This is a genomic window from Staphylococcus caseorum, from assembly GCF_049943195.1.
GTDB lineage: Bacteria > Bacillota > Bacilli > Staphylococcales > Staphylococcaceae > Staphylococcus > Staphylococcus equorum_A.
Map to the genome: position 1 here is coordinate 1,352,356 of NZ_JBNFUA010000001.1, position 20,458 is coordinate 1,372,813.

Here is a 20,458-nt window from a genome sequence, read left to right on the forward strand (position 1 = left end):
TGTCTCAAGAGTTTTACATATAAGTGGGGGGTTAATTCTTGTTTAGCAAAAAAAACCTAAAATGGTTATCTGTTTTAGCAACGCTCATTATGGCTTTTGTTCAATTGGGTGGTGCCTTAGTTACCAAGACTGGTTCTGAGGATGGATGTGGATCTGACTGGCCTTTATGTCATGGTGCATTTTTACCTCAAAATTTACCAATTCAAACATTGATTGAATTAAGTCACCGTGCAGTTTCAGGCATATCCATGCTTGTTGTCTTATGGTTAGCGATAGTTGCTTGGAAACATATTGGTCATATTAAAGAAGTAAAACCGTTAAGTATTATAAGTGTTGGATTCTTAGTCATCCAAGCGCTTGTTGGTGCAGCAGCAGTAATGTGGCAACAAAATTCATACACATTGGCTTTACACTTTGGTATTTCATTGATTTCATTCTCATCAGTGTTTGTCTTAACTTTAATTATTTTTGAAATTGATCGAAAATATGAAGCTGATGAACTATTTATCAGAAAACCATTAAGAATTTATACATGGATTATGGCAATTGTTGTATATTTAACTATATACACGGGAGCACTAGTAAGACACAAAGAAGCCAGCTTAGCATATGGTAAATGGCCACTGCCATTTGACGATATCATACCGCATAATGTACAAGACTGGGTAAACTTTACGCATAGAGGTATGGCTTTAATTGCTTTCATTTGGATATTACTTACATTTATCCATGCAGTAAAAAATTATAGCCATAATCGTACAATACGTTTTGGTTATACATCTGCCTTTGTCTTAGTCGTTTTACAAGTTATTACAGGTGCTTTATCTATGATGACAAATGTTAATCTATTCATTGCTTTGTTACATGCGCTATTTATTACTATATTATTTGGCTTAATCGCATACTTTATAGTACTAATGCTTCGAACAATTCGAAGTGGCGGATAAATAATTTTTATTGGTTAATAAACAAAAAAGTACTTAGACAAACCAAATGCTGAAACGGCATTTGGTTTTTTTATAGATATTATTCATTAAGATCACCTTGCTGTATTGATATCAATATCTATTCCTTCTTGAAATAGCATTTTTCATTGATTGTGTTACATATATTCATTTTCATTTGTGCTTACATTTTAAAAATCCCAACATAAAACAGCCGTCAGATTCCTATTTAGAGGAACCTGACGGCTGTTTAATTGTACAATAATACATTTAATCTACTGGTTCTTTTTCAATTTCAATCAATAAGTCACCTGTTTGGATTGCTTCTCCACTTTGAACTGTAACCTTCTTAACCACACCATCAAATGGTGATTGGATTGTTGTTTCCATTTTCATTGCTTCTGTAATTAATAAAGCTTGGCCGCTCGTAACAGATTCGCCTTCTGAAATTTTAACTTCAGTAACTGAACCTGGCATCTGAGCTCCGATATGATTTGGATTTAATTTATCCGCTTTTGGTTTCACACTTTCACTTGCCTTGACGTTTTCATCTTGAATGAAGATACGACGTGCTTGACCATTCATATCATAGAAAATTGTACGAATACCTTTTTCATCTGGCTCTGTAATCGTCTTAAGTGTGATGATGAGTCTCTTGCCTGTATCAATTTCAATTTCTACTGTCTCGTTAGATCTCATACCAAAGAAGAACGTTGGCGTATCTAATAATGATACATTACCAAATTGTTCTCGCGTTGAGATAAACTGTTCATAAACTTTTGGATATAACACATAACTGATTATATCTTGTTCTGTAACTTCTCTTTCTTGTTTCTCTTCTAATTCTTTTCTAACCGCTTCAAAATCAACAGGCTCTAGGTATTCACCTGGTCTATCTGTTAAAGCTGTTTGACCTTTTAAGATGACTTTTTGCAATTGTTTATTAAAGCCACTTACTGGTTGGCCAATTTCCCCTTTAAAGAACGATACAACAGATTCAGGGAAATCTAATTTATAACCATCATCGATGATAGTTTGTTCATCTAAATCATTTTGTACCATGTATAGAGCCATATCACCTACTACTTTAGAAGAAGGTGTTACTTTTACAATATCGCCAAATAAGAAGTTGACACGTTTGTACATTTCTTTCACTTCATTAAATCTATTGCCCAGCCCTAAACTTTTAGCTTGTTGACTTAAGTTTGAATATTGTCCACCTGGCATTTCGTGCTGGTAAATTTCAGTATTAGGTGATTTAATATCACTTTCAAAATCACTATAATACTGACGCACTGTACCCCAATAATGAGATAATTCTTCCATGCCATCAATATCTGCACGCACATTTCTACCAAAACCGTTTAATGCATAATATAACGAATTAGAACTTGGTTGACTTGTTAAGCCACTCATTGACGCTACAGCAGTATCAATGACATCTACGCCAGCATCTATCGCTTGTTTGTAAACAAGTATGCCATTGCCACTTGTATCATGTGTATGCAGATGGATAGGTAAATCTACTGCAGCTTTTAATTCTCCAATTAACTCGTTCGCAGCTTTAGGTTTCAATAAGCCGGCCATATCTTTAATCGCTAAAATATGGAATCCTTCTCTCTCAAGTTCTTTCGCCATATTCACATAATATTCTAACGTGTACAGGTCAGAACGATTCGGATTCAAAATATCGCCTGTATAACAAATTGCACCTTCCGAAATTTTACCTGCTTCTTGTACTGCTTCGTTTGCTATTTTCATTTGATCTACCCAGTTTAATGAATCAAATATTCGGAATACATCAATTCCAGCGTCTGCACTCTCTTTGACAAACTTTTTAATTACGTTGTCAGGGTAGTTTTTATAACCAACTGCATTAGAAGCACGTAGTAACATTTGGAATAGTACATTTGGAACAGCTTTTCTCAATCTTTCCAATCTTTCCCACGGGTTTTCTTTTAAGAAGTTAAATGCGACATCGAATGTTGCACCGCCCCACATCTCTAATGAAAAGCTATCTTTCATTACATCCGCAGTTTTAGAAGCGATGTTCATCATATCTTTCGTACGTACACGAGTAGCAAGTAATGATTGATGTGCATCTCTAAATGTTGTGTCTGTAATTAATACGTCTTCTTGTTGTTTTAACCAATCTGCAACTGCTTTAGGTCCTTGTGTGTCTAATAGTTGCTTAGTACCTTCTAATTGATCAACTTCTTTTTTAGCAATCTTCGGAATTGGAGATGCTTCATAAATTGGTTTTGGTCGTTTTTCGACATTAGGGAAACCATTAATTGAAACATTACCTATATATTCTAGTGTTTTTGTACCACGGTCGAGTGTTGGTGCTATATCAAAAAGTTCTGGCGTTTTCTCGATAAATTTCGTTGTATAATCGCCAGTTTTAAATTGTTCATGTCTCATCACATTAATCAAGAATGGCACATTTGTTTTAACGCCACGTATTCTCATTTCTTGTAACGAACGATCCATTTTTTCGTTTGCTTGTTTAAATGACATCGCATGCGTAGATAGTTTCACAAGTAATGAATCATAATATGGTGAAATTTCTGCACCTTGGAAACCATCACCAGCGTCTAATCTAACCCCAAAGCCACCACTTGAACGATAAGCTATAATTCTACCCGTATCAGGCATGAAATCATTTGTAGGATCTTCAGTAGTAATACGACATTGTATAGCGTATCCTAACGTTTGAATATCTTTTTGTTTTGGCATACTAATTTCATCATCAAATAATACTTCGCCGTCTGCTACAAGTATTTGAGTTTTAACAATATCTACGCCTGTAACCATTTCAGTAATTGTATGTTCAACTTGAACACGTGGGTTCACTTCTATGAAATAGAACTCATCTCCTGATACTAAGAATTCTACAGTACCTGCGTTAACATATTTTATATTTTCCATAAGTTGGATCGCAGCATCAGAAATTTGTTCTCTTAAATCATCAGACAATGCAACAGAAGGCGCTACTTCCACTACTTTTTGATGACGTCGTTGCACAGAGCAATCACGTTCATATAAGTGTACGATATTGCCATGTTCATCACCGATAATTTGAACTTCTATATGTTTTGGATTATCAATGTATTTTTCAATATATACTTCACTATTACCGAATGATTTTTCAGCTTCAGACTTAGCTCGGTGGAATGCGTCCTCTAATTCATCTTCTGCATGGACGATACGCATGCCTTTACCACCGCCACCACTTGTTGCTTTAATCATAAGTGGATAGCCTGCTTCATTTGCAAAAGCTATAGCATCTTTTTGATTATCAATCGGTCCATCAGTACCTGGGATAACTCTTAAATCTGCTTTAATTGCTGTTGATCTTGCTTTAACTTTGTCCCCAAACATATCTAAATGCTCCACACGAGGACCAATAAATTTGATGCCTTCTTCCTGACATCTGCGTGCGAATGTTTCATTTTCACTTAAAAAACCATAACCAGGATGAATTGCATCTACATCGGCACGTTTCGCCACTTCTAAAATGCGTTCAATATCTAAATATGATTCTGCAGGACCTAAATCTTCGCCTACTAAGTATGATTCATCCGCTTTATATCTATGTAAAGACCCTTTATCTTCATTTGAATAAATCGCAACTGTTTGTACATTTAACTCAGTTGCTGCTCTAAAAATTCTTATTGCTATTTCTCCACGATTGGCTACCATAAGTTTATTTATTTTTTTCACAACATGGTCCCCCTTAAAATTTGAATTTTCTAAAAAGTTTGATATAGAAACCATTATAGCAAAATGCGAACAATGTATACAAATAAAAGTTTGTTCGTATATTCTCGAATAACTACTTAAACGGTTGAATTGTGATCACTGATAGATAAAATTTCATCCGTCTGTGATAGTCTCTAAACACTGTAGTATACGCGCATTTCTATGGAATTTTATCATAGCTTAACTATAATAAAAAATTATTAAAATCAATAACTTTTTATTATCATTAACTTTAAAAACACTAAGTTTTTCAAAATTAAGATGTCTGATTATAAAAATAAGCAAACGTTTTCAACATTTTACTGTTGTAACGTTTGCTTTTACAAATTACATTTTTTATATCATAACTACCATAATAAACTAACTTATGATTTTCTGGAGATCCCTGGATTATTGTTAATTTTATTTGCTTTTTTCTTTCTTAATTCTTCGATTTTAATTTGTTTCGCTGTAATTAGCAGTAGACCCATGGCGATACTTAAACTGATCATTGAAGAACCACCAAAGCTTATGAATGGTAATGGTACACCTGTTAACGGAATTGTACCTGAAATACCACCTAAGTTAACAAATGTTTGACTGCCGATATAACTTGCAATACCTACACAAACCAACTTGTAAAAGTAAGAGTTAGTTTTATTTGCTAGTTCAAATGCTCTGTAAACTATAAAGAATAGTAAGCATATCACGACGACGCAGCCTACCAAGCCTAACTCTTCAGCAATAATCGAAAAGATAAAATCAGTATGTGGCTCTGGTAAGTATCCTAATTTCATAATACTATTACCTAACCCTCGTCCAAACAGTCCACCATTTCCGATTGCAATCAAGGAGTTAGAGATATGATACCCAGTACCTTCTTCATTACTAAATGGATTTGTTAATGTACTAAAACGGGCAGTCAAGTAATCTGGAACTAATCCTAATAGTAAGAACAGTGACCCTATAATAACTACACCGAACAAAATCATCAAACCATATTTGAGTGATTTTTGAACACCAATGCCTGCATAAAATATGATTGAAAAGAAAATAATTAAAATTAATAGCGTTTGTCCTACATCTCTTTGTAAAAGTACAAGTGCTATACAAATTGAAGCCAAAATAATCGGTGAAGCTAATAGTTTTGGTTCTTTAAAAACTTTCGGTCGTTTCTTTTCTATCATATAAGGTATATATACAATGATTGCAATTTTCAATAGTTCCGAAGCTTGTAGGTTCATAAAACCTAAATTGAGCCAACTTTTCGAACCATTAATATTACTTCCTACAAGTAACGTGGCTAAGAGTAAACCAACCATTATCATCATCATCCATTTCTGAAATCTGATGGATTCAAGGAATTTGACATTCATAAAGAATGCCATGAAAAAGACAAGAATTAAACTCATGATTACATACATTAATTGTCTTGTATAAAAGTAAGTCCCAGTCACTGGAACGCCACCTGTCAATGAACCTTTTGTAGCTGCAACCATACTTGCGCTATATACCATTACTAAGCCTATTAGACATAATAAAATATATGTAATTACTAACGGATAATCAATAAATTTGGCATTTCTACCAATATATCGAAAAAATTGTTTTATGTTATTCATTTGACATATCATCCAATTCTAATTATTAATATCATTTATCATTACCAGCTCAAATTCGTAACTTTAAAACGATATTTATTGTTGTAAATCGTCTTAAGATATTGGGTCTGTTTCATAAAAAATAAATTACACTTTTAACATTATATCAAACATCACTCTAATATTTCGAACAAATATAACACTAAATACTATTATTTTAACCATTAATTTCGTCATTTGTCTATTTTAAACAAAAGAAAATGGCTGCGATGCAATCAACAATATATTGATGTCCCAGCCACTCTGAAATATGTTATGTAGTTTTGAAGATACTACTTATACAAGTTGTGTGTAATTTTAAAGCTGGTCAAACTCTTTCCAGCTAAAAACTCTATTTATTTAACCATATTAAACATTAGTAAATGCGTCATGCAATTTAGAAAGTTCTTTTTCTAATCGTAGCATTAAATCTTTGCCCACTTCTATATCGACTAAACCGAGTTGAACAGCAAAATCTACTTCTTTTTGCAATCCAAACATTTGAGTATCGAGTACTTCTTCATATAACGGGCATTGAGGTAACGTCAGATTATCCATTTGTACTTTTATAAGTTGGAGAATCCTATCAGCATCTTTATTCAACTGGTCATATGCCGCACTGTTCATTTTTTGATTCTTTACCATGACATACTCCCCCTATCAATTGTAACTTTATATGTAGAAGTGTATCTTACTGATTCATAAAAAGCAAGTGAATTCCTTAATATACTAAACCGTGTTATTTGTGATAATATTGATATTAAAGAAATCTTTATCTCAAATATATTTATTTATGGAATCGTCAGCATGCTGGCATCTGTAGTGTAAACGTTTTATTTCAACACGAATTTTATAGTACAATGCGTATATGAAATGTTCACTTACAAGCGGAAAACATTCACAAAAAATTCATTTTTACATATTTTTGTTATAAAGATAGATAAGATATACAAATAGGAGTGGGACTATGATTCAAATTAAGGGCGCAGTTAAATTTCCAATATCATTAGATAGTACAACTTGGATTTTTGATGATAGAAAAGTACTAATTGAAGATTTAGAAAAAGGTGTATTTGACGGTACAAAACCAATCAATTTTGACGATAACCGTGAATGGAATCGTGCAATTTTAGAAGGTCAAACTAATCCACCAACTTTAAATTCTGAAATAAAATATAAAAGACGTGCAGTATTGGAACAATCATTCGTTATCAATATGACACCTTTTTTCAAAAATGCTGAACCACATGATTCTGCAAAAGCAATCCGTTTATATAATGAAAATGATGCTATCGAGGTTCCGATTGACTTATTACCTTACCTCTTTTTCCAATTCGCTAAAGATGGTAAAAGATTATATGATGACTATAGCGTAGATAGCTTTGTTTACATTCCAAATGAAGGTTATTCTTACCAATTTGCATATGTTACTCATATTGAGGTGATCTAAGTATGAAAAAAGTTCAATGTATTATTTGTGATATGGAAGTATTTATCGATCAAAATACATTAGAAGCGAAAAGACTTAGAAATGATCCGATGCACACATTTATGTGTGATGAGTGTAAAAGTAGACTTGATACACCTAAACAACGCAATCAAGTAACGACTTATAATCATCTTTAACACATAGTTTTATATCACATCAATTTAATAAACTAACTTTATAATTATAATAGCTAATTATTCAATAATTATGAGCCGTAACAAAAATGCAGCTCAAATTGTTAAATGATTAGCTATTTTTTTTATGTTATAAAACATCATGTACATATGTTGTTAGTAACAATATATATTTAATTTACTTAACCGCGTTAACTTAGATGCCAATTCTAAAATAAAAGAACCAAACTAGAAATTATTATCTAGTTCGGTTCTCATATTAAATCTTATTTAATTATTCATTATCTTGCATCATTTGTTTGACACGTTTAGATTCTTTTTCACGTGCTGATTTTTCTAGAACTGTTTTTCTAATACGGATATTTTCTGGTGTAACTTCTACAAGTTCATCGTCATTGATAAATTGTAATGCTTCTTCTAAAGTTAAAATTCTTGGGCGTTTCATACTTACAGTTTGGTCTTTATTAGCAGAACGTACGTTTGTTTGGTTTTTTTCTTTTGTAACGTTAACTGTTAAGTCATTATCACGGTTATGTTCACCAACAACCATACCTTCATATACTTCAGTACCAGGTTCCATGAAGTTTGTACCACGGTCTTCTAAGCCCATAATTGCATAAGCACTAGCTTTACCTTGATCAAGAGATACAAGTGCACCGTTTCTTCTGCCACCGATACGACCTTTAACACGTGGTCTGAATTCTTCAAATGTATGGTTAATGATACCGTAACCACGAGTTTGAGACATAAATTCTGTAGTATAACCAATTAAACCACGAGCAGGAACCATAAAGAGAATGCGTGTTAAGCCATTATCTGTTGTAACCATATCAAGCATTTCACCTTTACGTTGGCCTAATGACTCGATTACAGGACCTGTATACTCTTGCGGCACTTCACATTGTACACGTTCAAACGGTTCACATTTCGCACCATCAATCTCTTTTAAAATAACTTGAGGTTTAGATACTTGTAATTCAAAGCCTTCACGTCTCATGTTTTCTATTAAGACTGATAAATGTAATTCACCACGACCTGCAACAATCCATTTATCTGGAGTTTCAGTAGGCGTAACTTTTAATGAAACGTCTGTTTCTAATTGTTGATCAAGACGTTCTTGAATTTGACGAGACGTTACATAATCACCTTCACGGCCTGCAAATGGCGAATTGTTAACTCTAAATGTCATTTCAAGTGTTGGTTCATCAATTCTTAATACAGGAAGTGCATCTTGGTGATCACTTGGCGTTACTGTTTCACCAACGTTAATATCTTCCATTCCTGATACGGCAATTAAATCGCCAGCATATGCTTCGTTAACTTCTTCACGTTTTAAACCGAAGAAACCGAAGATTTTTGTTACGCGGAAGTTTTTAACAGTTCCGTCTAATTTAATTAAAGATACACTGTCACCTACACGCATCGTTCCTCGGAACACACGTCCTACACCAATACGTCCTAGATAATCACTATAGTCTAATAGCGCGATCTGGAATTGTAATGGTTCGTCTCTGTTATCAACTGGTGCTGGTACATAATCGATAATTGTTTCATATAGAGATTGCATATTTTCATCTTGTGCTTCTGCATCTAAACTTGCAGTACCATTAACAGCTGACGCATAAACGACTGGGAAATCTAATTGTTCGTCAGAAGCTTCTAACTCGATAAATAGATCTAATACTTCATCTACTACGCCTTCTGGACGTGCTTCTGGTTTATCAATTTTATTTACAACTACAACTGGTTTTAAGTTTTGCTCTAATGCTTTTTTCAATACGAAACGTGTTTGTGGCATCGTTCCTTCATAAGCATCTACTACAAGTACAACACCATCAACCATTTTCATGATACGCTCTACTTCTCCACCGAAGTCAGCATGTCCTGGTGTATCTAAAATATTAATTCGATTGTCTTTATAATTCACTGCTGTATTTTTAGCAAGGATTGTGATACCGCGTTCTCTCTCAATATCGTTAGAATCCATTGCTCTTTCATCTACTTGTTCATTTTCACGGAATATTCCTGATTGTTTTAATAACTCATCTACTAGTGTTGTTTTACCATGGTCAACGTGAGCGATGATAGCTATATTACGAACGTCTTCTCTTCTATTAGTCATTTATACAAATTCCTTTCTCGAGTAAATTCCCACTTTTCTTTGCAACTTTTTTATTATATCATATAATTGGTTAAAGAAAACTATAAAGGTGTGGTAGTATGCAACAAAAAAAATCGAAAGCAATATTCTGGGTACTTGCTGTAGTAGCTGTAGTATTCTTGCTTTTATTTAGCTTTAGTTTAGCTGCAACAAATGTTCCATTGATGATTTTAACACTTATATTATTCATTGCAACATTTGGTTACGGTTTCACTTTAAAAAAGAAATATCGCGAAAACGATTGGCTATAATCGAGTCAAATTTTATATACAATCTATAAAAGCGTCTCAATTCTAACAAATAGGATTGAGGCGCTTTTCATAGGTTGTTTTTTCTTCTAAAATGCTCTTTTATTATTTGTTTTTTAAACGTTGTTGCAATAATCCAATGATTTCATTATTTTTTTGAAAATGTTGATCAATGAGTTCAGCATGCAATTGTTTATTCGCCATTACAATCGAACTAGGTTCATAAATTGATAATGCGTCTCCCATTAAATCTGTACCTTTTCCACCTACTTCATTTAAGACAATGAGTCCACCTGCAAAATCCCAAGGTTGTAATCTAGGTGTAATATATCCAGCTAATTTTCCAGTTGCGACATGAATAATTTCTAAAGCAGCTGATCCATAAGCTCTGGCACTCCTGGATTCTTCTACTATAGGTTTAAATAGTTCTCCTAAACGTGGTTTGGTTAGCCAGTTAGGATTGATACCGATAATACTTGTACTTAAAGGCGTCGATTTTATTTCAGGAAGTCGATTTTCATTTTCGAATGCTCCTTCCCCAGTCTTAGCATGATATAGTGCATCGTTCATTACATCATATACAAATCCTGCATAAGGTTGTCCATCATTATAAATACCAATGGAAATTGCGAAATTTTCTTTTTGATGAACAAAATTCAATGTGCCATCAATTGGATCTACTACCCATACAACACCTGACACATTATTCAGGTCATGGCCATGACCTTCCTCACCAATAACGTGGTGGTTAGGGTATGTCTGTAAAATATTTTCAAAAATATAGTTTTCTGTAGCTTTATCTACATTTGTCACTAAATCATTAGGATTTGATTTCGTTTCTATTTCTATATCTTCTTTCATTATTTTTTTTACATTATTCCCTGCCTCTAATATGAGACCTTTAGCAAACTCGTAAACAGTCATTGTATCAGCTCCTTATTCACTTCTCATTATACAGTAATTAATACTCAAAAAGTTAATGCGCAACTTTTCTATTTTCTAATAATAATATGTATAAAAATATATTTTGAATATTTTATGGTTTCTTACATGTATACCCTATTTTATCTTTTATACACGCGCACTATAAAGTTATATTTTAGGTGCGCATAATGGGCAAAGACAATGTTAATCCAATTATATTATGCTACAATACAGACGTATATAATGTTTACAGGAGGCCCCAATGACTAAGTACATATTTAAACCTAGAGATTTCAAAGCATTCACAGTTGATGGTCTTGATGCAAGAATGGAAGCGTTAAATGAACGTATCCGACCACAGCTGAATGAATTAGGTGATTATTTTTCACAATATCTAGAAACAGTAACCGGTGAAAAATTTTATCCACACGTAGCTAAACATGCGCGTCGAAAAGTTAACCCACCAAAAGATACATGGGTCGCATTCGCTACAAATAAACGCGGTTATAAAATGCAACCACATTTTCAAATAGGTCTGTTTGAAAATCAATTATTTGTCATGTATGGTATCATGCATGAAACAAAAGACAAAGCACAACAAATAAAAGCTTTCGAGGACCAATTTGAAACACTTAAAAATTTACCAAATGACTACAGCATTAGTCCTGATCATATGAGCCAAGAAAAAATTTACATTCATGAAATGTCAGATGAAGACCTAACAAAAGCGCTCAATCGTGTTAAAGAAGTTAAAAAAGGTGAGTTCTTTGTAGCTCGTACATTGTCACCAAATGCCGAACAATTAGAAAGCGACAAAGTCTTTTTAAACTTCCTCGAAGAAACCTTCGAACAATTACTCAAATTTTATAAATAATTCATCTGAAATATCTAAAAAGCACGCGACTTAAATTCATTTTAAGTCGCGTGCTTTTTCTATTATTACTTATTTATCTTTATAAATGATTACCAGGAACATTTAATAAATGTACGGGTCATCATCTTTTTTTCGTTTCATTTCTGCCTCAGGATCCATGTCTTGCTGCTGGGGCTTTTGTTTTTCTTTTTCGTTATTATAAATATTATAATTTGGCATCTGATTAATTTGATTACCTTGTTTCGTGTTATCTTTTTTCGCAAATAACATAATACCTACAATTAACCATAAAATCATTGCGATAAAGTTTCCACCAGATATACCAATAATAGCCGAAACAATAAATAAACATCCTGCTAGTATGCGATTACCTTTAATTGTAAAGACCGCAATAATAGCTAAAATCGTTGAAATAAGTGTAAAGACACCTTGTAGTACGATAGAAGCTTTAAAGGCTCCAGGGGTAATTTCTGTCCCTTGTTGTTGGTTCATTTCATTAAATACTTCTTTAAATTCTGGTACGTTGATGAAATTATATGCAATAACCATAAATAATAAGTATATTAAACTAAGACTAATTGCTATCCATGCTAGGGTACGTTCTGCTTTCCTACTCATATGCTTCCTCCTATAAATTCATTAATTATATCATAGCAAATTTATGAATAATTAAAAATAACCACGACCTATCGCTAAATGATATTATGTTAGAGCGATATAAATAAAAACCCGATTGCCTCACATTATGTGAACAATCGAGTCTAGTAGTTGAATACCAAATTGAATTATTATAAAACAACACAACTTTTATTATGATTTGTCTTTTGTTTCAGAATCATTTTGTTCTTCAGATGTTGTATCTTGTGTTTCTTCAACATCTTGTGAAGTCATTTTCTTACGTTCTTCGAAATTCTTTCTACGCTGATTTGCTGCACTCGGTTGTTGTTTACGTTTTTCTTTTTCACGTTTTCTGCGTTCTTTTTTCTCTTGTTTAATACGTGCTTTTTCTTCAGCTTTTTCTTGCTTCAATCTAGCAGCTTCTTCAGCCTCTTCTTGTTTACGACGTTGTTCTTCTTCTTGCTCAGCTTGTTTTCTTTGTTGCGCTTCATACGCTTCTTGTTTACGGCGTTGTTCTTCTTCTGCTATACGTTGATTTTCTAATTCTGTTTCTTTAGCTTGTTGTTCTTGTTGCTCATTTGTTACTGCATCTTTGCTACTTTGATCTTCGTTGACAACTGCTTCACCATCTTCATTATATACATTGCTAACTTGACCGAAATCATCTTCAGTACTTTGACTGTCATCATCAACATTATTGTATTTTCTTTGCTTATAGTTATATTTTGCTTGTCTAGAAAGTACTTGTGGTTCTTCATCAGATGCATTATTTTCAGAGTTTACTTTTTCTGCAACTTCAGAGCTATAACCACCTCTTCTTAATTGATTATCATTACTTTGTTGTTCTACGTCAGAAGTTTGTTGCTTTTCAATATATTGAGGTGAGTTTGGTTCTGATTGTTGCTCATAATTTGAATAACGCCCTTTGTACCCTTCTGCATAATATGCAGGCACTGTTTCTACTTTTTCTTTTCGTGCAAACATCATGATTGCCACGATTAAAAATAGAATAGGAATAATTAGTGGTACAAATAACAACACTAATGGCAACGTCACTATCGTTGCGATTAAGAATAAGAATCCTGATAAAATTCTTATATTCATTGAAATTAAGGCTAAAAATGATAAAAGCAAGCAGACAATGAAATATACTATAATCGCCCACACGCCATTTTGTAGCCATATTACAAATTGGATTGTGTTTAACCCATTATTCGCTAATATTTGTTGAACAAAATCATTGCCATTCAATGAAGTCTCCAAATTTTGTATTGATGCTTCACTACTAAAAGATACTAGTGCAATAAACATCGTAATAATGGTTAGTAATAATAAGAATATCCAACTCAACCAACCTAATACTTTTTCTGCTAGTCGACTCACCGGACGTCTAACTTGAGTATATTGCTCTCCTGACATGTCTTTACAACTCCTTATATTGCTTGTCAAACTATTATATCGAATTAACGATCAAATAACTACTAACTATGACTTATTTTAATGACATTTTAAAATTTAAAAATCTTTCATTATATTCACTTAACGCCTCTTTACCTAAATCTTTATAAACTTCTAAATTGGCTTGTTCTTCCTTTGTTGGATAAAACCGTTCATCATTTTTTATGCTTTCAGGCAATTGAGTTCTTGCTGCCTTATTAGGTGTCGCATAGCCCACCCATTCTGTATTTTGTTTACTATGTTCAGCATCTAATAAAAAGTTCATAAACTTATAGGCACCTGCTTTATTTTGTGTGGTCTTAGGTATAACCATATTATCAAACCACAGATTTGAACCTTCTTTAGGTACTACATAATCAAATTCTTCATTTTGTTGTACGATAGGAGCTGCAACACCGCTCCATACCACTGCAATATTTGCTTCATGCTGTTCTAACATCATTGAAATTTCATCACCTACCACGCCTTTAACATTAGGTCCTAAACGCGTTAAGTCTTCCTCAGCTTCTGCTAAATATGATGAATGTGTCTCATTTATACTATAACCTAATTTATTTAAAGCTACACCTATCATTTCTCTCGCACCATCTACTAATAATATATCATTTTTATATTTTGCTTTATAAAGCTGATCCCACGACTCAAAGTTATCATTTGGGTATATATTTTTATTGTAAATAATACCTACAGTACCAAAAAAATAAGGTATTGAATACGTATTATCTTCATCAAATGGCATATCAAGATAATCTGCATCAAGATTTTTCATATTAGGTAGTTTCTCATGATTTAGAGGTAATAACAATTGTTGTCTTTTCAATTTTTGAACTGTATAGTCACTCGGAAAAGCAACATCATAATGAGTGCCACCATTTTTAATTTTGGCTTCCATCGCTTCATTTGAATCAAATGTTTCATAAACGACTTCTATTCCTGTTTCTTTTTGGAATTGTTTTAATAAACTAGGATCAATATATTCTCCCCAATTATAAACATAAATTTTTTCACCAGTCTCAGAGTGCTGCTTTGAAGTGAATCTTTGGCTGATAAATAAACATATCAAACCAACGACAATAGAAATTATAATTAACTGTAAAAAACGTTTCATTATAATATACCCCGTTTCACTTGTTTTTTATGCTTAAGTATTTTTTTAATAAAATAATACCCTAGTATACTTAACATAATACCAACAAATAAAATGGTAGATATTGCATTAATTTCCATGCTAATACCTTTTCTTGCCATTGCATAAACTTCTACGGAAAGCACACTAAATCCATTACCAGTAACAAAGAAACTGACAGTGAAATCATCTAATGAATAGGTCAACGCCATAAAAAAGCCCCCGATAATTGCTGGCATTAAATGAGGCAACATTACCTTATTCAATACTTGAAACTCCGTTGCACCTAAATCACGAGCCGCGTTTAATGTATGATTATTCATTTCATATAATTTAGGTAACACAATGATTACCACAATAGGAACACAAAAAGCAATGTGTGAAATAAGTACCGTAATCAACCCAAGACCTATACCAGTAAAATGTCCTATAGCAGTAAACATAATTAAAAATGAAGCGCCAATAACAACATCAGAAGATACCATTAAAACATTATTTAATGTAAGTAATGAAACTTTTAATTTCTTGTTTTTTAAATGATATAAGCCAATTGCACCTAATGTTCCTATTACAGTAGCACATCCAGCGGCTAATAATGCTACACCAATCGTATTAAAAATGACAGACATTAATCGGTCATTACTGAATAACGATTGATAATGTTCCAAAGTAAAGCCATCAAAATGAATCATATTACCAGCAGCATTAAACGAATAAACCATTAAAAATAATATTGGAGCATATAAAATAGTGATTAATATACCGACATATAATTTGCCATACCATCTCATATGATTCACCTTTTCCTATTCGTAACATTAGTATTCGTAATAATTAAGATGAACGCCATAAATACGATTAAAAACAACGCAATCGTTGAACCCATTCCATAGTTTTGTATCACTAGAAATTGTTCTTCTATGGCTGTCCCAATATTAATCACTTTATTACCTGCAATAAGTCTCGTAATCATAAAAAGTGACAATGCTGGTATAAACGTGACTTTAATTCCTGTCAATACACCTTGCTTCGTAAGTGGTAGGATGATTTTTCTAAATGTTGTTAGCTTATTCGCACCTAAATCACTTGAAGCTTGCAAAATATTTTCAGGAATATCCTTCATACTATTAAAAATAGGTAAAACCATAAATGGAATATAAATATAACTTGCTACTATTAAAAAAGCAGGAACAGTAAATAACAATTCCATTTTAGGCAAATGTAAAAAATTCATTATTTGATTGATAATACCATCATGACTGAAAATGCCTATAAATGCATAGGTCTTCAGTAGTAAATTAATCCAAGTTGGTACGATGAGTATAAGTAACCATATATTTTGATGTTTAGATGAACTTATAAAATATGCAGCTGGATAGCTTATAAGTAGCGTCATACACGTAATTGCTGCAGCAAAACATACCGAGTCCCAAATCATCGTGAAATATTTCAATGAAATCATCTGTTTATAATTTTCCAAACCAAAATGCCCTTGCATATCAATAAACGAGAAATAAACAAGAAGCATCACAGGAACAACGATAAATAAAACCATCCACATTATATAGGGTATAAATAAAAATGTATTAATCTTGCGCATAATCGATTTCCTCGTAACTTTCAATACGCTTATCAAATTCAGCTTCACTTTCACCTGGTACCATAATATGAATTGCTTCTGGTTCAAAGTATAAACCAACTTTACTATTAACTTCTGCTTTTTTAGTAGAGTGAATCAGCCATTCGTAACCTTTACTATCAATGCAATTGATTTCATAATGTACACCTCTGAAAAGCATAGAAGCAACTGTCACTTCGAATAAACCTTGCTCCAGTTGAATCAAGGATATATCTTCTGGCCTAATCACTACTTCTACATGCTGTTGTGGTGGTATACCCATGTCTACACATACTAAATCTTGGCCGTAAATGTTCACCACATAGTCCTTTATCATTGTGCCTACAATAATATTTGATTCTCCTATGAAATCGGCAACGAAACGATTTACTGGTTCGTCATATATGTCAGTTGGCGTGCCAGATTGTTGTATTTTACCATTTTTCATTACAAATATATAATCACTAAGCGCTAACGCTTCTTCTTGATCATGTGTAACAAAAATAAATGTTATACCTAATCTAGACTGTATTTCTCTTAATTCATACTGCATTTGCGTTCTTAATTTTAAATCAAGTGCTGATAAAGACTCATCTAATAATAATATTTCTGGCTCATTCACGATCGCACGTGCAATTGCAATACGCTGTTTTTGCCCCCCACTCATACCTTCAATTGTTCTATCTTCATAGCCAGTGAGTTTAACAAGATTTAATGCTTCTTGCACTTTTTTATTAATGGCGCTTTTGTTCATTTTCTTTAATTTTAATCCAAAAGCAACATTATCATAAACATTTAAATGCGGAAATAATGCATAGTCTTGAAATACTGTATTCACCTTGCGTTTGTTTGCTGGTATATGATTAATTGACTGATTTTGATATATAATATCGCCTTCATCGGCTTGTTCAAATCCTGCAATAAGTTTTAAAATTGTTGTTTTACCACAACCAGAAGGTCCAAGTAATGTATAAAAATGACCTGACTCAATATCTATATTAATTTTATCTAATATGGGTGTATCATCATAAGCTTTACTTACAGCATTAAAAGATAATAACGGACTCATTTGTGCTTCCTCCTATAAATATGATGCAGTTGCAACAATCATAACTCGAGCTTCATTTGATGTAGAATTAATTAATTTATGTTCTTGCTTTGCTTTAAAATAAAGCGCATCTCCCATTTCAGCATGAAACACGTTACCACCTAACATTAATGTAACTCCACCTGCTAAACAATATATAAATGTATCCGAATTTGAAGGTTCAAAATTTTTATATGCAGCATTTCCATTTAGAGTAATTATAAGTGGTTCCATTTCAAACTCATTAGATTGCGAAATTGGCCAATGAAGTATATTGATTCTCAATTTGAGTAATATAGCCTTTTGATAAATCTGTGCGTTCAGCTAACTCTCCTTGAGTGAGATTTTTTATTTGTCTTAGTGTTTTAATCTTCTTACCTATATTCATCATGACATTCTTTATATAAATTAACTTTTTAGGATTATACGGCATTTTATGATGTGCACTACACTAAAATTTCGCAAAAATAAAAAAGCTATATACTGTTTACTTTTATCAAACGTTTTATTTAATGCTTAATAAAAATATCAGAATATAGCTTATATAACAATAGTTATTTTTTAGTTGCACTAAAAAACTTTTGACTGTTGTCAGTTTGAACTGTTTTTACTGCTTGGTAACTATTATATCCACTACTTTTTTCGAATTCTTTAAAAATCTGTTTTTCTTCTGCTTTTCCAGGAACAATTGTTTTGAATTGTCTGTAGCGATCTAATAATAATTTACCTTCTACTTCTGATTCATAAAAAGATTCTACAGCATTGAAAAATGATACAACTTGCATCATTTCATCATTTGACCACTCAAGATCTATCGGATATTGATACTCCATATAAGTATCCCTCCTACTTTTTTATCAAATATTTTAGTTTCTTTTAGATGTTACATTTTAAAATAAAAAAGGGAGCGGGACAGAAATCAAAATTTGATTTCGTATTCCCGCCCCCACAAGGCTATCGTTATATCTGTTACAACAATGAAATTACATTGTGTGTACTGGTAAACCTATAGCTTTTTCAGCAGCTTCCATAGACATTTCACCTAATGTTGGGTGAGCATGTACAGTTAATGCTAAATCTTCAGCATTCATTCCAGCTTCGATTGCTAAACCTAACTCAGAAATAATATCAGAAGCGCCAGTACCAACTACTTGAGCACCTACTAATGTATTATCTTCTTTAAGCGTAATAAGTTTAACAAAACCAGTAGTGTCATCTAATGATAACGCACGGCCGTTAGCTGCATAAGGGAATTTAGAAGCAGTAATTTTTAATCCTTCTTCTTTAGCTTGAGCTTCTGTATAACCTACTTGAGCAAGTTCTGGCTCAGTGAAACATACAGCAGGCATACCGATGTAATCTACTTCTGATGCTTCACCAGAGATTACTTCAGCTGCTACTTTAGCTTCATAGCTTGCTTTATGCGCAAGTGGTAAACCAGGAACGATATCACCAATTGCAAAAATGTTTTCAATTGAAGTACGGCTCTGTTTGTCTACTTCGATTAATCCACGTTCTGCAAATTTAAGACCTAATTCTTCTAAGCCTAATTCATCAGTGTTAGGACGACGACCTACAGTAACTAATACATAATCAGCATCGATTGTTTGTTCTTCGCCGTTTACTTCGTAAGTTACTTTAACGCCGTTTTCAGTTTCTTCAGCAGATTTAGCCATAGCTTCAGTTACAATGTCAACGCCTTTTTCTTTCATACCTTTTTTAACAGGTTGCGTCATTTGTTTTTCAAAACCGCCTAAGATATCTTTAGCGCCTTCTAAAATAGTAACTTCTGAACCAAAGTTTGCAAAAGCAGTTCCAAGTTCAGAACCAATATAACCGCCACCAACAACTACTAATTTACCAGGAACTTCTTGTAAATTTAGAGCGCCAGATGAATCAATTACACGATTTCCAAACTCGAAGTTAGGGATTTCAATTGGTCTTGAACCAGTTGCAATAATCGCGTTTTTAAAGTTATATGTTTGAGCACTTTTCTCATCCATAACACGTAAGCTATTGTTATCAACAAAGTAAGCTTCGCCTTTAACGATTTCTACTTTATTACCTTTTAACAATCCTTCAACGCCACCAGTTAATTTTTCAACTACTGATTGTTTGAATTCTTGAACTTTATTAAAATTAAGTGAAACACTTTCAGCAATAACACCTAAATTTTCTGAGTTCTTAGTTTCATCATAACGGTGTGAAGCGTGTAACAATGCTTTAGAAGGAATACATCCAACATTAAGACATACGCCACCTAATGTGCCTTTTTCAACGATTGTTACTTTTTGACCTAACTGTGCTGCACGAATTGCTGCAACATAGCCTCCTGGTCCTGCTCCGATTACAATAGTGTCTGTTTCAATTGGGAAATCTCCAACTACCATATT

General features: G+C 32.9%; 18 protein-coding genes and 1 pseudogene. 5 read left to right on the forward strand and 14 right to left on the reverse strand.

Features of this window, described 5'->3' with window-relative positions:
* The first annotated feature begins 38 nt into the window (after positions 1 to 38).
* Complete coding sequence (locus tag ACP3TL_RS07045; RefSeq protein WP_069816362.1) at positions 39 to 947, forward strand: COX15/CtaA family protein; 909 nt, start codon at positions 39 to 41, stop codon at positions 945 to 947.
* Between the two features lie 267 nt (positions 948 to 1,214).
* Here the strand turns inward: ACP3TL_RS07045 and ACP3TL_RS07050 are convergent, their stop codons facing one another.
* The 3 genes from ACP3TL_RS07050 to ACP3TL_RS07060 form a co-directional block, all read right to left on the reverse strand.
* On the reverse strand, positions 1,215 to 4,670 hold the full coding sequence (locus ACP3TL_RS07050; RefSeq protein ID WP_069816364.1) for a pyruvate carboxylase: 3,456 nt from the start codon (positions 4,668 to 4,670) through the stop codon (positions 1,215 to 1,217).
* A gap of 404 nt (positions 4,671 to 5,074) precedes the next feature.
* Positions 5,075 to 6,310, reverse strand: coding sequence for a cell division peptidoglycan polymerase FtsW (ftsW, locus tag ACP3TL_RS07055; protein ID WP_069832443.1), 1,236 nt, complete (start codon positions 6,308 to 6,310; stop codon positions 5,075 to 5,077).
* Positions 6,311 to 6,697: 387 nt separating this feature from the next.
* Positions 6,698 to 6,973: an Fpa/YlaN family protein gene (locus ACP3TL_RS07060; RefSeq protein WP_069832442.1), complete on the reverse strand. Its 276-nt coding sequence runs from the start codon at positions 6,971 to 6,973 to the stop codon at positions 6,698 to 6,700.
* Positions 6,974 to 7,295: 322 nt separating this feature from the next.
* On the opposite strand from ACP3TL_RS07060, the gene ACP3TL_RS07065 reads away from it, so the two are divergent.
* Positions 7,296 to 7,778, forward strand: a complete 483-nt coding sequence (locus tag ACP3TL_RS07065) for a hypothetical protein (RefSeq protein WP_069816370.1) — start codon at positions 7,296 to 7,298, stop codon at positions 7,776 to 7,778.
* 2 nt (positions 7,779 to 7,780) lie between these two features.
* A complete protein-coding gene (locus tag ACP3TL_RS07070) occupies positions 7,781 to 7,954 on the forward strand; it encodes a DUF2197 domain-containing protein (protein ID WP_081325282.1) in 174 nt (57 codons plus the stop codon).
* Positions 7,955 to 8,225: 271 nt separating this feature from the next.
* Here ACP3TL_RS07070 and typA read toward each other — a convergent pair whose 3' ends face one another.
* A complete protein-coding gene (gene typA, locus ACP3TL_RS07075) occupies positions 8,226 to 10,073 on the reverse strand; it encodes a translational GTPase TypA (RefSeq protein WP_285325517.1) in 1,848 nt (615 codons plus the stop codon).
* A gap of 98 nt (positions 10,074 to 10,171) precedes the next feature.
* Here typA and ACP3TL_RS07080 point away from each other — a divergent pair, with 98 nt between their 5' ends.
* Positions 10,172 to 10,363, forward strand: coding sequence for a DUF5325 family protein (locus tag ACP3TL_RS07080; protein WP_002507991.1), 192 nt, complete (start codon positions 10,172 to 10,174; stop codon positions 10,361 to 10,363).
* A gap of 102 nt (positions 10,364 to 10,465) precedes the next feature.
* Here ACP3TL_RS07080 and ACP3TL_RS07085 read toward each other — a convergent pair whose 3' ends face one another.
* Positions 10,466 to 11,284, reverse strand: coding sequence for an inositol monophosphatase family protein (locus ACP3TL_RS07085; RefSeq protein ID WP_069832440.1), 819 nt, complete (start codon positions 11,282 to 11,284; stop codon positions 10,466 to 10,468).
* A gap of 262 nt (positions 11,285 to 11,546) precedes the next feature.
* On the opposite strand from ACP3TL_RS07085, the gene ACP3TL_RS07090 reads away from it, so the two are divergent.
* Positions 11,547 to 12,158 carry a YktB family protein gene (locus tag ACP3TL_RS07090; RefSeq protein WP_069832439.1) on the forward strand — a complete coding sequence of 204 codons (612 nt, stop codon included), beginning with the start codon at positions 11,547 to 11,549 and terminating at the stop codon, positions 12,156 to 12,158.
* A 102-nt stretch (positions 12,159 to 12,260) separates the two neighbouring features.
* Here ACP3TL_RS07090 and ACP3TL_RS07095 read toward each other — a convergent pair whose 3' ends face one another.
* From ACP3TL_RS07095 to lpdA, 9 genes and pseudogenes are all read right to left on the reverse strand, one after another.
* Positions 12,261 to 12,776, reverse strand: coding sequence for a DUF4064 domain-containing protein (locus tag ACP3TL_RS07095; protein WP_069832438.1), 516 nt, complete (start codon positions 12,774 to 12,776; stop codon positions 12,261 to 12,263).
* Positions 12,777 to 12,968: 192 nt separating this feature from the next.
* Entirely contained in the window at positions 12,969 to 14,195 is a 1,227-nt protein-coding gene (auxB, locus tag ACP3TL_RS07100; protein ID WP_285336729.1) for a lipoteichoic acid stability factor AuxB, read from the reverse strand.
* Positions 14,196 to 14,268: 73 nt separating this feature from the next.
* Positions 14,269 to 15,342, reverse strand: a complete 1,074-nt coding sequence (locus tag ACP3TL_RS07105) for an ABC transporter substrate-binding protein (RefSeq protein ID WP_069832436.1) — start codon at positions 15,340 to 15,342, stop codon at positions 14,269 to 14,271.
* The gene (locus tag ACP3TL_RS07110) at positions 15,342 to 16,151 is read right to left on the reverse strand and encodes an ABC transporter permease (RefSeq protein ID WP_069832435.1); all 810 of its coding nucleotides are present in this window, start codon (positions 16,149 to 16,151) and stop codon (positions 15,342 to 15,344) included. The genes ACP3TL_RS07105 and ACP3TL_RS07110 overlap by 1 nt, the downstream gene beginning before the upstream one ends.
* Before the next feature lie 5 nt (positions 16,152 to 16,156).
* The gene (locus tag ACP3TL_RS07115) at positions 16,157 to 16,960 is read right to left on the reverse strand and encodes an ABC transporter permease (protein WP_285336730.1); all 804 of its coding nucleotides are present in this window, start codon (positions 16,958 to 16,960) and stop codon (positions 16,157 to 16,159) included.
* Positions 16,947 to 18,047, reverse strand: coding sequence for an ABC transporter ATP-binding protein (locus ACP3TL_RS07120; RefSeq protein ID WP_069832433.1), 1,101 nt, complete (start codon positions 18,045 to 18,047; stop codon positions 16,947 to 16,949). The genes ACP3TL_RS07115 and ACP3TL_RS07120 overlap by 14 nt, the downstream gene beginning before the upstream one ends.
* Positions 18,048 to 18,059: 12 nt before the next feature.
* A pseudogene (locus tag ACP3TL_RS07125) lies at positions 18,060 to 18,453 on the reverse strand (helix-turn-helix domain-containing protein).
* Between the two features lie 166 nt (positions 18,454 to 18,619).
* Positions 18,620 to 18,898, reverse strand: a complete 279-nt coding sequence (locus ACP3TL_RS07130; protein WP_069816400.1) for a UPF0223 family protein — start codon at positions 18,896 to 18,898, stop codon at positions 18,620 to 18,622.
* A gap of 150 nt (positions 18,899 to 19,048) precedes the next feature.
* Complete coding sequence (gene lpdA, locus ACP3TL_RS07135) at positions 19,049 to 20,455, reverse strand: dihydrolipoyl dehydrogenase (RefSeq protein ID WP_069816402.1); 1,407 nt, start codon at positions 20,453 to 20,455, stop codon at positions 19,049 to 19,051.
* Positions 20,456 to 20,458: the final 3 nt, after the last annotated feature.

Bases quoted from the DNA above. Each gene is read 5' to 3' on its own strand.
- ACP3TL_RS07110 (WP_069832435.1), bottom strand. From the start codon at position 16,151: ATGAGATGGTATGGCAAATTATATGTCGGTATATTAATCACTATTTTA.
- ACP3TL_RS07080 (WP_002507991.1), top strand. From the start codon at position 10,172: ATGCAACAAAAAAAATCGAAAGCAATATTCTGGGTACTTGCTGTAGTA.
- ACP3TL_RS07090 (WP_069832439.1), top strand. From the start codon at position 11,547: ATGACTAAGTACATATTTAAACCTAGAGATTTCAAAGCATTCACAGTT.
- ACP3TL_RS07070 (WP_081325282.1), top strand. From the start codon at position 7,781: ATGAAAAAAGTTCAATGTATTATTTGTGATATGGAAGTATTTATCGAT.
- ACP3TL_RS07085 (WP_069832440.1), bottom strand. From the start codon at position 11,284: ATGACTGTTTACGAGTTTGCTAAAGGTCTCATATTAGAGGCAGGGAAT.
- ACP3TL_RS07115 (WP_285336730.1), bottom strand. From the start codon at position 16,960: ATGCGCAAGATTAATACATTTTTATTTATACCCTATATAATGTGGATG.
- ACP3TL_RS07095 (WP_069832438.1), bottom strand. From the start codon at position 12,776: ATGAGTAGGAAAGCAGAACGTACCCTAGCATGGATAGCAATTAGTCTT.
- ACP3TL_RS07060 (WP_069832442.1), bottom strand. From the start codon at position 6,973: ATGGTAAAGAATCAAAAAATGAACAGTGCGGCATATGACCAGTTGAAT.
- ACP3TL_RS07120 (WP_069832433.1), bottom strand. From the start codon at position 18,047: ATGAGTCCGTTATTATCTTTTAATGCTGTAAGTAAAGCTTATGATGAT.
- typA (WP_285325517.1), bottom strand. From the start codon at position 10,073: ATGACTAATAGAAGAGAAGACGTTCGTAATATAGCTATCATCGCTCAC.
- ACP3TL_RS07065 (WP_069816370.1), top strand. From the start codon at position 7,296: ATGATTCAAATTAAGGGCGCAGTTAAATTTCCAATATCATTAGATAGT.
- ACP3TL_RS07130 (WP_069816400.1), bottom strand. From the start codon at position 18,898: ATGGAGTATCAATATCCGATAGATCTTGAGTGGTCAAATGATGAAATG.
- ACP3TL_RS07105 (WP_069832436.1), bottom strand. From the start codon at position 15,342: ATGAAACGTTTTTTACAGTTAATTATAATTTCTATTGTCGTTGGTTTG.
- ftsW (WP_069832443.1), bottom strand. From the start codon at position 6,310: ATGAATAACATAAAACAATTTTTTCGATATATTGGTAGAAATGCCAAA.
- lpdA (WP_069816402.1), bottom strand. From the start codon at position 20,455: ATGGTAGTTGGAGATTTCCCAATTGAAACAGACACTATTGTAATCGGA.
- auxB (WP_285336729.1), bottom strand. From the start codon at position 14,195: ATGTCAGGAGAGCAATATACTCAAGTTAGACGTCCGGTGAGTCGACTA.